This is a genomic window from Enterobacter sp. WCHEn090032, assembly GCF_003986875.1.
Lineage (GTDB): Bacteria > Pseudomonadota > Gammaproteobacteria > Enterobacterales > Enterobacteriaceae > Enterobacter > Enterobacter sichuanensis.
In genome coordinates this window covers 1-14,300 of the sequence record NZ_RXRN01000041.1, presented here as the reverse complement: position 1 = coordinate 14,300, position 14,300 = coordinate 1, and the positions used below count along the sequence as shown (strand labels likewise).

Sequence of the window (14,300 nt, the reverse complement as noted above, 5' to 3'; positions counted from 1 at the left end):
CGTTATGAGTCTGACTATCACGTTAACAGGAACCGGAAGCGCGCAACTCGTGCCGGTCTTTGGCTGCGACTGCGCGGCATGTCGCCGGGCACGCCTGCAGGACAACTATCGCCGTCGCCCGTGCAGCGCGGTGGTCAAATTCAACGATGCCGTCACCCTGCTGGATGCCGGTATTCCGCACCTAATGGATGACTGGCCGGCAGGCAGCTTTCAGCAGTTTTTGCTGACCCATTACCATATGGATCATGTTCAGGGGTTATTTCCGCTGCGCTGGGGCGTTGGCGCGACGATCCCGGTTTACGGTCCGCCAGATGAAGCCGGATGTGACGATCTGTTTAAACACCCGGGGATTCTGGACTTCAGCCACACGGTTGAGCCGTTTGTGATGTTTGAACTTCAGGGCCTGCGGGTCACGCCGCTGCCGCTCAACCATTCGAAACTAACCTTTGGCTATCTGCTGGAATCGGCCCACAGCCGCGTGGCCTGGCTGTCCGACACCGCCGGGCTGCAGGAAAAAACGGTGAAGTTCCTGCTTAACAATCAGCCGCAGACGATGATTATCGACTGCAGCCACGAACCACGCGACGAAACGCCGCGAAACCATTGCGACTTAAATACGGTGATTGCGTTAAACGAAGTGATTGGCTGCCCGCAGGTGATCCTGACGCATATCAGCCATCAGTTTGACGTGTGGATGATGAATAACCCGCTGCCGCAGGGCATAGAAGCGGGGTATGACGGGATGGTGTTGGTACTCGACTGAGTTTTGCCGGGTGGCGGCTGCGCCTTACCCGGCCTGCGCGCCAGGGTTTTGTAGGCCTGCGTAAGCGAAGCGCCACCAGGCTTTAGCCTCGATCGTAGTCGTCTTCTAACCTGCGCTCATCCTCTTCCAGACGGCGTCTGTCGTCATCCAGCTGGCGCTGACGCTCGTCTAAACGGCGGCGTCTGTCTTCAAGCTGCCGACGTCGGTCGTCATACTGACGGCTATCCATGCGACGGTTATCGTCATAACGATCGTCATCATCGTTGCTGCGGCTGCTGCTGGGGTTATAGGCGTCGTTGATTGCCTGTTGAATGTTGCCAATAGCATCATCAACGATATCGGCGTGCGCCAGTTGGCTGGTGAGTGACAGCAGACCAAATAACAGAGCGGTAGAGTAACGTTTCATAAGGCCAGACTCGCAGGTGAACTGGCCTTACGGTAATGAACAGCAGGGTGTGGCGGTAGCGGAGGAATCTCAAATTACCATCACCTTCCGCAGCGCCTGCGCCAGCTGCGCCTGGGTAAACGGCTTACGCAGTAGCTGAACGTCAGGAAGCTGAGGATTATGCGTGGGCCGTAAATCCTGCCCGCTGATCAGCAGCACCGGAAGCTGCGGATAGTGGCTGCGCACATGGTTAATCACCTCGGCCCCGCTCAGGTTTCCGGGCAACATCAGGTCGCTGATAAACATGCCAATATCCTCTGACGCCGCCAGCATGCTCAGCGCCTGCTCGCCGTTGTCTGCTTCCAGCGTCAGATAGCCCAGCTGATGCAGCTGTTCGCACAGGGTCTGGCGCACATCGGCCTCATCTTCCAGCACCAGCACCAGCCGCTCGTTATCGATGGAGGCGGTGGCAGAGAGGGTTTCATCTTCAGGTACCACGGGCAGCGTCGAGCGCGGAAGGTGAAGCCGCACGGTCGTCCCCTGCCCCGGTGCGCTTTCGATCTCCACGCGACCGCCGGACTGACGCACAAAACCGTAGACCATCGACAGGCCTAGCCCGCTTCCGCTCCCGGTCTGTTTGGTGGTGAAGAACGGTTCAAACACCCGGGATTTCACCTCCTGCGACATACCGCAGCCGCGGTCAATGACCTCCAGCGCCACCATATCCTGCCTGCGTCCGTCGCTGCGGGTGACGCGCTGATTCCAGGTGCGGATTTTAATCACCCCGCTTTGCCCTTCCATCGCATCGCGGGCGTTCATCACCAGGTTGATGATGGCGTTTTCCAGCTGGCTGACGTCTATCCAGGCGGGCCACGCCGGGGATTGCGCTTCAATCTCCAGGGTCAGGGTGGCAGGCAAAGAGTGGCGCATCAGCTCTTTGAGGTTCTCCAGCAGCGGGCGCATCTCAACCGCATGTGGCGTCAGGGATTGCTTACGGGAGAACGCCAGCAGGCGCTGCGTCAGCAGGGCACCACGCTCGGCCGCCTTCAGCGCCCGGGTGATGCGCGGCGCGTCTTTTGCATCAGGATCGGTGAGTTCAAGGCTGCCGATGATCACCGCCAGCAGGTTGTTAAAATCATGCGCCAGCCCGCCCGTCAGCTGTCCGACGGCTTTCATTTTCTGGCTGTGCAGCAGCGCCTCCTCCAGCCCCTGACGCTCAATGCGGTCGATCTCCATCTGGGTAGTTTTCTCTTTCAGCAGACGCGTGGTGTGCTCAAGCGAGGCGGTGTTGCGGGCAAAAACGTTGAACGCACGCGCCAGCTCTCCCAGCTCATCGCGCCGCTGCAGGGCGGGGACGGAGACATCCTGTTCGCCGTGAGCCAGACGCGACATCGCCCGGGAAATCGCCGTCAGGTTGGAGGCCAGATTGCGGTAGATATACCAGCAGGCGCACCCGGTGATGATCAACGCCAGCACGGCGAAGATGCTAATAAACACGCTGATGGATTGCAGTTCATGATGGCTCTGGGCCGTGCGAAGCCGGGAGGCCTGCGCGACCTGTTCTACATACTGATTGATGTCGCTGTTGAGGATCGCCACCAGCGCCTTGATGTGAAACATATACCAGTTGATCGCCAGATCGCTCTCTTCCAGCTGCGTCGACAGCGGGGCGAGCCTGCGCAGCTCGTCGTTGAAATCGGGCAGCACAACGTTCACGACAGGCTGCGTTGCGCGTCGCGGCAGGGTCGCGGTGACGGCGTCCAACTGCTGTATCGTGGCGCGCGGCGAGGGGGTGTCGATGGCGGCGATAATCAGCCTGTCCATTTCCGCGAGCTGCTGCGCATCCGGTACGTTGCTGCCAAACCGCCGGTTAATGTCCTGCAGGTGGCGTAAATAGCTCTGGCTTTGATAAAGCGAACTGAGGAGCGCGTTGCGCTGCAGATGGCGTCGCTGTCCGCGCTCGAGCATGCCCGTCACGCTCTGCTGTAATTCATTGCTTCGTTGAATAATACGCGCCACCAGCCCCGGCTCTTGCTGCGCTAAAGGGGCCTCGGCCAGCTGCTCCAGCGAGCGGCGCAGCGCCATTTGCGTCTGCTTCAGCCGCTCGGCTTCGCCTTTATATTCCAGCGCCCCCACCACCTGCGAGAGCCGTACCGCCGCCGTCGCCACGCTGGCGGTATCACGGGCGAGGTTCATGCTGCCGGTCATGTCATCCAGCGTTTGCTGCTGCACCTGCTCCTGAATCTGGCTGGCATGCCGGAAACCGAGCACCGCCACGCCACTCACCATCAGCGTCACGGCGACCACCAGCAGATTGAAAATCAGCAGACGACCGCGGGCGCTGGCAAAAAACGGGGGGCGCGATGGCATGGGTTTGAACTCCTCTGCGGTTTGATGTCCCCTCACCCTAGCCCTCTCCCCAAAGGGGAGAGGGGATGATCTGCTCCCTCTCCCTTTCAGGGAGAGGGCTGGGGTGAGGGTAAAAATATTCATAACTATGACAAATATGAACAGCTTCTGACATTTTGCATTTACGCACCTGTGATGAAGTGCAGATATCAACATTCACAGGAGATCCGCCATGAGCAGAACCCCGGTACTGGAGATGCGCCGCATTGCCAAAACGTTTGGCAATTTTCACGCGCTCAAGGGTGTGGATTTGACGGTCTTTCCCGGTGAGATCCACGCGCTGATGGGTGAAAACGGCGCGGGAAAAAGCACGTTGATGAAAATCCTCGCCGGGGCGTATACCGCCACCGGCGGTGAGATCCTGATCGACGGTCAGCCGTTTCACATTAAAGGGCCGAAAGATGCGCTGGCCGCCGGTATTACCCTGATTTATCAGGAGATGCAGCTCGCGCCGAATCTGACCGTCGCCGAGAATATCTTCCTTGGCAGCGAGCTGTCGCGCGGCGGGATGGTCCAGCGCAAAGAGATGGCCGCCCAGGCCCAGGCGGTCATCGATCGTCTGGGCGCCCAGTTCAGCGCCACCGATCGGGTGATGAAGCTGACCATCGCCGAGCAGCAGCAGGTGGAAATCGCCCGCGCGCTGCACCGCAACAGCCGCATTCTGGTGATGGATGAACCCACCGCGGCCCTCTCCTCGCGCGAAACCCATCGCCTGTTTGAACTGATTTTGCGTCTACGCGATGAAGGAATGGCGATCATCTATATCAGTCATCGCATGGCGGAAGTGTATGAGCTCTCTGACCGCGTCAGCGTGCTGCGCGACGGGCAGTACGTCGGCAGCCTGACGCGCGACAAGCTGAACGCCTCCGAGCTGGTGAAGATGATGGTAGGCCGCCCGTTAAGCGATCTGTTCAACAAAGAGCGTGATATCCCGCTCGGCAGCCCGCGTCTCAACGTGCACCACCTCACTGACGGTAAAAAAGTCCAGCCCTGTAGCCTGCAGGTGCGTTCCGGGGAAATTGTCGGGCTGGCGGGGCTTGTCGGTGCCGGACGCTCGGAGCTGGCGCAGCTGATCTTCGGCGTGCGTAAAGCCACGGGGGGCATGATTGAGGTCGACGGCGAGCCGGTGGTGATCCACTCCCCACGCGCAGCCATCGAAAACGGCATCGGTTTTCTTACCGAGAACCGCAAGGAGCAGGGGCTGTTTCTGGAGCTGGCGGCGCAGGAGAACATCACCATGGCGACGCTGGAGCGCGATGCCACCTTCGGCATGCTTAACCGCAAGAAAGCGCAGTCCATCTCCGATGATGCCATTGCCCTGCTGAACATCCGCGTGCCCCATTCTCAGGTGCGCGCCGGTGGGCTGTCGGGCGGTAATCAGCAAAAACTGCTCATCTCCCGCTGGGTGGCCATTGGCCCGCGTATTTTGATTCTGGACGAACCGACGCGCGGCGTGGATGTCGGTGCAAAAAGTGAGATCTACCGCATCATGAACCAGATGGCGCGCAAGGGCGTGGCCATTTTGATGATCTCCAGCGAGCTGCCGGAAGTGGTGGGGATGAGCGATCGGGTGTACGTGATGCGCGAAGGCAGCATTGCGGGTGAGCTCCACGGGCACGACATCTCTCAGGAAAACATCATGACGCTGGCAACCGGCGTGAACGACACTCATCATCAGGCGGTATCACTATGACAACTCCTACCCATCCGCAGCAGGTGGCGAAATCGGCCTCCGCCAAAAAATTGCTGATGAGCGATCTGATGCAAACGGTCGGCATCTTACCGATTCTCATCCTGATCGTCGCGGTATTTGGCGTAATCGCGCCCAACTTCTTCACGGAAAGCAACCTGCTCAACATTACCCGTCAGGCGTCGATCAACATCGTGCTGGCGGCAGGCATGACCTTCATTATTTTAACCGGCGGGATTGACCTCTCCGTGGGCTCGATTCTGGGCACCACGGCGGTGGCCGCGATGGTGGTGTCGCTGATCCCGGAATTCGCCGGGCTGTCTATTCCCGCCGCGCTGCTGCTTGGCATGGTGCTGGGCCTGTTCAACGGCGCGCTGGTGGCCTTTGCCGGGCTACCGCCGTTTATCGTCACGCTTGGCACCTATACGGCACTGCGCGGGGCGGCGTATCTGCTGGCCGACGGCACGACCGTCATTAACTCAAACATCAACTTTGAGTGGATAGGTAATAACTATCTCGGCCCCGTGCCGTGGCTGGTGGTGATCGCCCTGGCGGTGATTGTGGTGTGCTGGTTTATCCTGCGCCGCACCACGCTCGGCGTTCACATCTATGCCGTGGGCGGCAACATGCAGGCGGCGCGCTTAACGGGCATTAAGGTCTGGCTGGTGCTGCTGTTCGTGTATGGCATGAGCGGCCTGCTCTCCGGATTAGGCGGCGTAATGAGTGCGTCGCGCCTCTATAGCGCCAACGGCAACCTGGGCATGGGCTACGAGCTGGATGCCATTGCCGCCGTGATCCTCGGCGGGACCAGCTTCGTCGGTGGGATCGGCACGATCACCGGCACGCTGGTCGGTGCATTGATCATCGCCACGCTCAACAACGGCATGACGCTGATGGGCGTCTCCTATTTCTGGCAACTGGTGATCAAAGGGGCGGTGATCATCATTGCGGTGCTGATCGACAAATACCGTACCCGACACCATCAAAGTGCATAACAACAATACCCTACGTGTGAGGAAGACAAGATGCGTTTGAAACCGTTAGTGACCGCGCTCTGTGCTGGCGCGCTGCTTGCCGCAACGCCGTTTGCGCAGGCGAAAGATCTGAAATCCATCGGCGTGACGGTGGGCGACCTGGCTAACCCGTTCTTCGTGCAGATCACCAAAGGTGCCGAGCTGGAAGCGCGCAAGCTGGCGGGCGATAACGTCAAAGTCACGCTGGTCTCCAGCGGGTACGATCTGGGCCAGCAGGTGGCGCAAATCGACAACTTTATTGCCGCCAAAGTGGACATGATCATCCTTAACGCCGCGGATTCCAAAGGGATCGGCCCGGCGGTGAAACGCGCGAAAGACGCCGGGATCGTGGTCGTTGCGGTTGACGTCGCAGCGGAAGGGGCCGATGCGACGATCACCTCCGATAACACCCAGGCGGGCGAAATGGCCTGTAAGTACATTACTGACCGCCTGAACGGCAAAGGCAACGTGGTGATCATCAACGGGCCACCGGTCTCTGCGGTGCAAAACCGCGTGGAAGGTTGCCAGACAGAGTTCAAAAAGCATCCGGATATCAAGGTGCTCTCGGATAACCAGAACGCCAAAGGCAGTCGCGAAGGCGGCCTGGAAGTCATGACCTCCCTGCTCGCGGCGAATCCGAAGATCGACGGCGTCTTCGCTATTAACGATCCCACCGCGATCGGTGCCGATCTGGCGGCAAAACAGGCGCAGCGCAACGAGTTCTTTATCGTCGGCGTGGATGGCAGCCCGGACGGTGAAGAAGCCCTGAAGCGGGAAAACTCCCTGTTTGTCGCGACCCCGGCGCAAGATCCGCAGGTGATGGCGGCAAAAGCGGTGGAGATCGGCTATGACATACTACAGGGCAAACCTGCGCCGAAAGCGCCTGTGCTGATCCCGGTGACGATGATCGATAAAAAGAACGTCGGCTCGTATAAGGGATGGACGGTTAAATAACCCCCCTCACCCTAACCCTCTCCCCGGAGGGGAGAGGGAACGATTACACCCTCTCCCCTTTGGGGAGAGGGCTGGGGTGAGGGGTACGTTTTGCACATAATCGAAGGAGTCCCCATGAAACGCTCCGACATCAATGAAATCCTCGGCCACACGCGACAGTTCTTCTCCATGCACGACGTACACCTCCCACCGTTTGCCAGCTTTCCGCCCACGAAATGGCAACAGCTCGATCGGGACGCCTGGCGGGAAGTGTTTGATCTTAAGCTCGGCTGGGACGTGACGGCGTTCGGTGGCAACAACTTTGCCGCACAGGGGCTCACGCTGTTTACCCTGCGCAACGGCTCACCGAACGGCATGCCCTATGAAAAAAGCTATGCCGAAAAAATCATGCACGTGCGCGACGGTCAGGTCACGCCGATGCACTTTCACTGGCGTAAACGCGAAGACATCATCAACCGGGGCGGCGGCAATCTGATCGTGGAATTGTGGAACGCCGGCGCGCATGAAGAGACGGAAAACACCGACGTGACGGTCACCGTCGACGGTTGCCGCCAGACCCACGCGCCCGGCAGCCAGTTGCGCCTCACCCCAGGGGAGAGCATCTGCCTGACACCCGGTCTTTACCACAGTTTCTGGGGCGAACGCGGCTTCGGCGACGTGCTGGTCGGGGAAGTGTCATCGGTCAATGACGATGAACACGACAACCACTTTTTACAACCCGTTGCCCGCTATAACAATATTGAAGAAGACGAACCGGCGGTGCTGGTGCTGTGCAACGAGTACAACCTGTTTCGGATATAAGGGGTAAATGATGCCACTGATTTCGCTTGCCGATGGTCTTGCCCACGCCAGACAGCACCACTATGCGCTGGGCGCGTTTAACGTGCTCGACTCCCACTTCCTGCGCGCGCTGTTCGCCGCCGCAAAGCAGGAACGCTCGCCTTTTATCATCAACATCGCCGAAGTGCACTTTAAGTACGTGTCGCTGGATTCGCTTGTCGAAGCGGTTAAGTTCGAGGCCGCTCGCCATGATATTCCCGTGGTGCTCAATCTCGACCATGGCCTGCATTTTGACGCCGTCGTGCGCGCCCTGCGCTTAGGGTTCAGCTCCGTGATGTTCGATGGCTCAACCCTGAGCTACGAGGAAAACATCCGCCAGACGCGGGAAGTGGTGAAGATGTGCCATGCGGTGGGCGTCTCGGTGGAGGCTGAGCTTGGCGCAGTGGGTGGCGATGAAGGCGGCGCGCTTTACGGGCATGCGGATGAAGCCTGCTTTACCGACCCACAGCGGGCACGGGAATTTGTCGATTCAACCGGCATTGACGCACTGGCAGTCGCTATTGGCAACGCGCACGGCAAATACCGGGGCGAGCCGAAACTCGATTTCCCGCGCCTGGACGCCATTCGCCAGCAGACGGGGCTGCCGCTGGTGCTGCACGGCGGCTCCGGCATTAGCGATGCCGATTTTCGCCGCGCCATCGAGTTGGGTATTCATAAAATCAATTTTTACACCGGCATGTCGCAGGCCGCGCTCGCCGCCGTGGATCAGCGCATGGCCAACCGTCAGCCGCTGTACGATGAGTTTGCCGAGCTGCTGCTGAGTATAGAAGAGGCGATTACCGATACGGTCGCCGAACAGATGCGCATCTTCGGCAGCGCGGGGCAGGCATAATGGAACGTAAGGGCATCATCGCCGCAGGCAATATGCTGGTGGACCACGTCCACCAGATCGTGCAATGGCCGGAGCGCGGCTGGCTGGCGGAAATCACCCACAGCGAGCGTTCCACCGGCGGTGCACCGCTGAACGTCCTGCTGACGCTGGCAAAAATGCACGTTGGCCTGCCGCTGCAGGCGGTGGGCCTGATTGGCGAAGACAGCGACGGAGACTACATTCTGGCGATGCTCGACCAGTATCACGTCAACCGCCAGCGCGTTCAGCGCACCACCTTTGCCCCGACCTCCATGTCGCAGGTGATGACCGATCCCAGCGGACAACGCACCTTTTTCCACTCCCCGGGAGCCAACCGCCTGCTGGATCTGCCTGCCTTCGACCGTCTTGACGGATCGATGAAAATTTTCCATCTCGGCTATCTTTTGCTGCTCGACAGCCTGGATATGCCGGATGACGACTTTGGCACCCGCAGCGCGCGGCTGCTGGCACAAATGCGCGACCAGGGGTATGAAACCTCGCTTGACCTGGTCTCCCGCAAGGGCGACCCGCGCTATCAGCCGCTGGTGCTCCCTGCCCTGCGCCATCTGGATTATCTGGTGATTAACGAACTGGAAGCCGGCGAGTTTAGCGGCCTGACAATGCGTGACGAAAACGACGCCCCGCATATTGCCCATATCGCCGAAGCCGCCGTGCAGCTGCTGGCGGCGGGCGTTCGCCAGCGGGTGGTCATCCACTGCCCGGAAGGCGCATGGGGAGAAGCGCCGGGTGAAAAAGGACGCTGGATCCCCTCCTGGATGCTGGAACAGGAAGAAATTATCGGCAGCGTCGGCGCGGGCGATGCCTTTTGCGCGGGCTTTTTATATGGCTGCCATGAATCGCTGCCGCTGACGGAGAGTATTTATCTGGCGCATGCCTGCGCGCGGGCCAGCCTGCTGGCCGCGAACGCCATTGACGGTGCGAAAACGCTGGCCGAGCTGCAGCTGTTTATCAAAGAGCATCGTTAGGCTGCTTTCTCGCTATGGGACACATCGCTGGCAAACACGTAACCCAACCCACGAATGGTTTTGATCAGGGCGGGCTGGTGCGGGTTAACCTCGATCTTCCGGCGCAGGCGCATGATCAACACGTCGATCGTGCGATCGAACACGTCAGCACTTTCGCTGTGGGTCAGCTCAAGCAGTCGATCGCGGCTCAGCACCCGACGGGCATTTTGCGTAAGGGCCAGCAGCAGGCCGTACTCGCCCTGGGTTAAGGGCACGGTATTACGCTGCGGATCGCTGAGCTCACAGCGGGTGGTGTCGAGCGTCCAGCCATTAAAGGTAATCCCCGCGACGGGCGCCGCGGGGGGTTCTGCCGCCAATACGCCCGTACGGCGCAGCACCGCTTTCACCCTGGCGACCACCACACGCGGGTTAAACGGTTTGCCAATATAATCATCGGCCCCCATCTCCAGCCCCACCACCACATCTGACTCACTGCCCAGCCCGGTTAACATCACAACCGGCAGCGCCGGACGCTGCTTTTGCAGCTGCAGCAGAACCTGGAGGCCGTTGATATCCGGCAACATCATGTCCAGCAGGACAAGCGCGATATTCGGCTCCTGCTGCACCTGGCGCAGTGCATCCTGGCCGTTATGGCAGACCAGCACGCTAAAGACGTGCTCGCTGAGCACATCCTGAAGCAGTTCACAGACTGCCGTATCGTCATCAACCACCAGAATCGCCGGTTTCATCGTATGCTTCCGTCAGGGGATTATGTTAAGTCTGAACTATTCTGCCGTCGGCTCCAGTCAAATGGTTTTTTCAGTGACGGAAATTCAACCCATGTCACATCCGCTGCCCTGTCGACACGTCAATTTTGACGATTCGCTGTTTCTGGTCAGCGTTTTCGTCGGCAGCAGGCCGTAAAGTCTGAGAATACCCACACTAAAAACATGGCATAGAAGCTGCATAGTGGGTGCGAATGATTCGATTAACTGGAGCAGACTGATGAAAAAAGTCGTCACGGTTTGCCCTTATTGTGCCTCAGGTTGCAAGATCCACCTGGTGGTCGATAACGGCAAAATCGTCCGGGCGGAGGCCGCACAGGGGAAAACCAACCAGGGCACGCTCTGCCTGAAAGGTTACTACGGCTGGGATTTTATTAACGATACCCAAATCCTCACCCCGCGCCTGAAAACCCCCATGATCCGCCGCGAGCGCGGCGGCAAGCTGGAAGCCGTCTCGTGGAATGAGGCGCTGGACTACGTTGCCACCCGCCTGAGCGCCATCAAGGCCAAGTATGGTCCGGATGCGATTCAGACCACCGGCTCCTCACGCGGAACGGGGAATGAAACTAACTATGTGATGCAAAAATTCGCGCGCGCCGTTATTGGTACCAATAACGTCGACTGCTGCGCTCGCGTCTGACACGGCCCATCGGTTGCAGGTCTGCACCAGTCGGTCGGTAACGGCGCAATGAGTAACGCGATCAATGAGATAGATAACACCGATCTGGTGTTTGTTTTCGGCTATAACCCGGCGGATTCTCACCCTATCGTCGCGAACCACGTTATCCGCGCGAAGCAGAATGGGGCGAAAATTATCGTCTGCGATCCGCGCAAAATTGAAACCGCGCGCATCGCGGATATGCACATTGCGTTGAAAAACGGCTCGAACATTGCGCTGTTAAACGCCATGGGGCACGTCATTATTGAGGAGAATCTGTACGACCAGGCGTTTGTTGCGACCCGTACGGAAGGCTTTGAAGAGTATCGGAAAATTGTCGAAGGCTATACGCCAGAATCGGTCGAAGCGATAACCGGCGTCAGCGCGCAGGAAATCCGCCAGGCGGCAAGAATGTATGCCGGGGCGAAAACCGCCGCCATTCTGTGGGGGATGGGCGTGACCCAGTTCTACCAGGGTGTGGAAACCGTGCGTTCCCTGACCAGCCTCGCCATGCTCACTGGCAATCTTGGCAAAGCGCATGTTGGCGTGAACCCGGTACGTGGACAGAATAACGTCCAGGGCGCCTGCGATATGGGGGCGCTGCCGGATACCTATCCGGGCTATCAGTACGTGAAATTCCCGGAAAACCGCGCCAAATTCGCGAAGGCCTGGGGCGTGGAAAGTTTGCCTGAGCACACCGGATACCGCATCAGCGAGCTGCCGCACCGGGCGGCGCATGGCGAAGTGCGTGCGGCCTATATCATGGGTGAAGATCCTCTCCAGACCGATGCCGAGCTCTCTGCGGTACGCAAAGGGTTTGAGGATCTGGAGCTGGTGATTGTCCAGGATATCTTTATGACCAAAACCGCGGCGGCGGCGGATGTGATTTTACCGTCAACCTCCTGGGGCGAGCATGAAGGCGTCTACACGGCGGCAGACCGCGGATTCCAGCGCTTCTTTAAAGCGGTCGAACCGAAGTGGGATCTGAAAACGGACTGGCAGATTATCAGCGAAATCGCCACCCGCATGGGTTACCCGATGCACTACAACAACACCCAGGAGATCTGGGACGAGTTGCGTCATCTCTGCCCGGATTTCACCGGCGCGACCTATGAAAAAATGGGTGAGCTGGGGTACATCCAGTGGCCATGCCGCGATGAGTCAGCCTCCGACCAGGGGACGTCGTATCTCTTTAAAGAGAAATTCGACACCCCGAACGGGCTGGCGCAGTTCTTCACCTGCGACTGGGTCGCACCGATCGATAAACTCACCGATGAGTATCCGATGGTGCTCTCCACCGTGCGTGAAGTGGGCCACTACTCCTGCCGTTCGATGACCGGCAACTGCGCCGCGCTGGCGGCGCTGGCGGATGAGCCGGGTTATGCGCAAATCAACACCGCCGACGCGGAACGCCTTGGTATCGAGGACGACGCGCTGGTGTGGGTGAACTCGCGCAAAGGGCGGATCATCACCCGGGCACAGGTCAGCGACCGACCCAACAAAGGGGCGGTTTACATGACCTACCAGTGGTGGATTGGTGCCTGTAACGAGCTGGTGACGGAAAACCTCAGCCCGATAACCAAAACGCCGGAGTATAAATACTGCGCCGTTCGCGTGGAGCCGATTGCGGATCAACACGCGGCTGAACAGTATGTGATTGACGAATATAACAAGCTGAAAGCCCGACTACGCGAAAGCGCAATGGGTTGAAGCCGTTAATTGAACGTTGAATAAAGGGAGTGAAATATTCGCTCCCTTTTTATTTCCACTTAACTCATTAAAAATATCGATTATTACTCTGGAAAGCGGCTCGCAGAAATAATGTAATTTACGCCGAATAGAATTACATCTTTGCATTTTAATTCAGAGAGATAAGATGTGCGACGGGTGCTTAAGACTTTCTGTCTTGAGCATTAGTGAGGGACGGAAAGTAGAAAGCCCCGGGAAATATTCATTTACCCGAGGCTACTCCCTCAACTACCTACAGGTTGAGAGTAGCCTCTTATTCTTTTTTTGACAAGGAGTAAAAGGCATGACGCCATTAAAAACTGCGTTAGGCATCGTCTTTATTGTTTGCCTGACGATAGTGATCTTTACCTTTATTACTCGCGGTAAGTTATGCGAGTTTTCAATAAAGAGTGAGCATCAGGAGGTGGCGGCAAAATTAGCCTGCAACGCAGGCTAACCTCTACGGGCGGAACAACGGTTCCGCCCGGCTTGCAGAATGCTGAGGTCTTAATGCACCCATTCTTTTCTTTTGCGCCCGCGATTATACTGCGCGGCGTGTACCCAGATGATAAGCATCCATGAAACCCATTTTTCTGTTGTTAGTGTTTTTAACGTCCTTCGCCCGCGCGGATGAGATAGGCAGCCAGTACCAGAAACAGGCAGAAGCCGGCGATGCCCGCGCCCAGTATTATCTTGCCGATACGTACTTCAGCTCCGGCGACAGCAAGCAGGCTGCGCTGTGGGCCGAGAAAGCCGCGAAAGGCGGGGATGTCGACGCCATGGGGTTGCTATCGCAAATCCTCTTTACGCAGGGTAATTACGCGCAGGCCAAAGCCCTGGCCCAACAGGCGAACATTGCTGGCAGCAAACGCGGCGCGATCATGCTGGCGCGCATTCTGGTGAATACTCAGGCAGGTAAAACGGACTATCTCCAGGCCATCAAACTGCTGCAGACGGCCACCGAAGATATCGACAACGACTCGGCGGTCGATGCGCAACTGCTGCTGGGTCTGATTTATGCCAACGGCGTAGAGGTGGCACAGGATGACGTGCAGGCCGCCTCGTGGTTCAAACGGAGTTCAGCCCTTTCGCGTACGGGCTACGCCGAGTACTGGGCAGGGATGTTGTTCAGACAGGGGGAGAAAGGCTTTATCACACCCAATAAACAGAAAGCACTGTACTGGTTGAACCTGAGCTGTACTGAAGGGTTTGATACGGGGTGCGAAGAGTTTGATGCGTTGAGCGGGGAATAAAATCCCC

Annotated in this window: 13 protein-coding genes; 10 read left to right on the top strand and 3 right to left on the bottom strand. The window is 58.3% G+C overall.

From position 1 onward, the window contains the following. Positions 1-4: 4 nt before the first annotated feature. Positions 5-763, top strand: coding sequence for a phosphonate metabolism protein PhnP (phnP, locus tag EKN83_RS22165; protein WP_126801712.1), 759 nt, complete (start codon positions 5-7; stop codon positions 761-763). 82 nt (positions 764-845) lie between these two features. Here the strand turns inward: phnP and yjdP are convergent, their stop codons facing one another. Then, a complete protein-coding gene (gene yjdP, locus EKN83_RS22160) occupies positions 846-1,169 on the bottom strand; it encodes a DDRRRQL repeat protein YjdP (protein ID WP_021242926.1) in 324 nt (107 codons plus the stop codon). A gap of 69 nt (positions 1,170-1,238) precedes the next feature. Beyond that, positions 1,239-3,518, bottom strand: coding sequence for a hybrid sensor histidine kinase/response regulator (locus EKN83_RS22155; protein WP_025757879.1), 2,280 nt, complete (start codon positions 3,516-3,518; stop codon positions 1,239-1,241). A 211-nt stretch (positions 3,519-3,729) separates the two neighbouring features. Between EKN83_RS22155 and EKN83_RS22145 the strand changes: the two genes are divergently transcribed. The 6 genes from EKN83_RS22145 (at position 3,730) to EKN83_RS22120 (ending at position 9,890) form a co-directional block, all read left to right on the top strand. After that, on the top strand, positions 3,730-5,250 hold the full coding sequence (locus tag EKN83_RS22145; RefSeq protein ID WP_025757878.1) for a sugar ABC transporter ATP-binding protein: 1,521 nt from the start codon (positions 3,730-3,732) through the stop codon (positions 5,248-5,250). Continuing rightward, positions 5,247-6,242, top strand: coding sequence for an ABC transporter permease subunit (locus EKN83_RS22140; RefSeq protein WP_045285537.1), 996 nt, complete (start codon positions 5,247-5,249; stop codon positions 6,240-6,242). The genes EKN83_RS22145 and EKN83_RS22140 overlap by 4 nt, the downstream gene beginning before the upstream one ends. A 30-nt stretch (positions 6,243-6,272) precedes the next feature. Continuing rightward, the gene (locus EKN83_RS22135) at positions 6,273-7,214 is read left to right on the top strand and encodes an ABC transporter substrate-binding protein (protein WP_025757875.1); all 942 of its coding nucleotides are present in this window, start codon (positions 6,273-6,275) and stop codon (positions 7,212-7,214) included. Positions 7,215-7,328: 114 nt separating this feature from the next. Continuing rightward, positions 7,329-8,015 (top strand): D-lyxose/D-mannose family sugar isomerase, encoded by a 687-nt coding sequence (locus EKN83_RS22130; protein ID WP_126801711.1) that lies wholly within the window; start codon positions 7,329-7,331, stop codon positions 8,013-8,015. A gap of 10 nt (positions 8,016-8,025) precedes the next feature. Continuing rightward, the gene (locus EKN83_RS22125; RefSeq protein WP_126801721.1) at positions 8,026-8,886 is read left to right on the top strand and encodes a ketose 1,6-bisphosphate aldolase; all 861 of its coding nucleotides are present in this window, start codon (positions 8,026-8,028) and stop codon (positions 8,884-8,886) included. Beyond that, positions 8,886-9,890: a carbohydrate kinase family protein gene (locus EKN83_RS22120; protein WP_126801710.1), complete on the top strand. Its 1,005-nt coding sequence runs from the start codon at positions 8,886-8,888 to the stop codon at positions 9,888-9,890. The genes EKN83_RS22125 and EKN83_RS22120 overlap by 1 nt, the downstream gene beginning before the upstream one ends. On the opposite strand, the gene EKN83_RS22115 is transcribed toward EKN83_RS22120, so the two are convergent. Next, entirely contained in the window at positions 9,887-10,618 is a 732-nt protein-coding gene (locus tag EKN83_RS22115; protein ID WP_047957556.1) for a response regulator, read from the bottom strand. The genes EKN83_RS22120 and EKN83_RS22115 overlap by 4 nt on opposite strands. A gap of 256 nt (positions 10,619-10,874) precedes the next feature. Here EKN83_RS22115 and fdhF point away from each other — a divergent pair, with 256 nt between their 5' ends. The 3 genes from fdhF to EKN83_RS22100 all read left to right on the top strand — a co-directional run bounded on the left by fdhF (position 10,875) and on the right by EKN83_RS22100 (position 14,293). Then, positions 10,875-13,022, top strand: a complete 2,148-nt coding sequence (gene fdhF, locus EKN83_RS22110; protein ID WP_082082930.1) for a formate dehydrogenase subunit alpha — start codon at positions 10,875-10,877, stop codon at positions 13,020-13,022. A 322-nt stretch (positions 13,023-13,344) separates the two neighbouring features. Continuing rightward, on the top strand, positions 13,345-13,497 hold the full coding sequence (locus EKN83_RS22105; protein ID WP_059386360.1) for a Hok/Gef family protein: 153 nt from the start codon (positions 13,345-13,347) through the stop codon (positions 13,495-13,497). A gap of 121 nt (positions 13,498-13,618) precedes the next feature. Then, a complete protein-coding gene (locus EKN83_RS22100; protein WP_126801709.1) occupies positions 13,619-14,293 on the top strand; it encodes a tetratricopeptide repeat protein in 675 nt (224 codons plus the stop codon). Positions 14,294-14,300 lie beyond the last annotated feature (7 nt).

What these genes read in the sequence shown, in the direction of transcription:
- EKN83_RS22140 (WP_045285537.1), top strand. Translation starts at nt 5,247, where the DNA reads ATGACAACTCCTACCCATCCGCAGCAGGTGGCGAAATCGGCCTCCGCC.
- EKN83_RS22100 (WP_126801709.1), top strand. Translation starts at nt 13,619, where the DNA reads ATGAAACCCATTTTTCTGTTGTTAGTGTTTTTAACGTCCTTCGCCCGC.
- EKN83_RS22120 (WP_126801710.1), top strand. Translation starts at nt 8,886, where the DNA reads ATGGAACGTAAGGGCATCATCGCCGCAGGCAATATGCTGGTGGACCAC.
- EKN83_RS22135 (WP_025757875.1), top strand. Translation starts at nt 6,273, where the DNA reads ATGCGTTTGAAACCGTTAGTGACCGCGCTCTGTGCTGGCGCGCTGCTT.
- EKN83_RS22145 (WP_025757878.1), top strand. Translation starts at nt 3,730, where the DNA reads ATGAGCAGAACCCCGGTACTGGAGATGCGCCGCATTGCCAAAACGTTT.
- phnP (WP_126801712.1), top strand. Translation starts at nt 5, where the DNA reads ATGAGTCTGACTATCACGTTAACAGGAACCGGAAGCGCGCAACTCGTG.
- yjdP (WP_021242926.1), bottom strand. Translation starts at nt 1,169, where the DNA reads ATGAAACGTTACTCTACCGCTCTGTTATTTGGTCTGCTGTCACTCACC.
- EKN83_RS22155 (WP_025757879.1), bottom strand. Translation starts at nt 3,518, where the DNA reads ATGCCATCGCGCCCCCCGTTTTTTGCCAGCGCCCGCGGTCGTCTGCTG.
- EKN83_RS22105 (WP_059386360.1), top strand. Translation starts at nt 13,345, where the DNA reads ATGACGCCATTAAAAACTGCGTTAGGCATCGTCTTTATTGTTTGCCTG.
- EKN83_RS22115 (WP_047957556.1), bottom strand. Translation starts at nt 10,618, where the DNA reads ATGAAACCGGCGATTCTGGTGGTTGATGACGATACGGCAGTCTGTGAA.
- EKN83_RS22130 (WP_126801711.1), top strand. Translation starts at nt 7,329, where the DNA reads ATGAAACGCTCCGACATCAATGAAATCCTCGGCCACACGCGACAGTTC.
- EKN83_RS22125 (WP_126801721.1), top strand. Translation starts at nt 8,026, where the DNA reads ATGCCACTGATTTCGCTTGCCGATGGTCTTGCCCACGCCAGACAGCAC.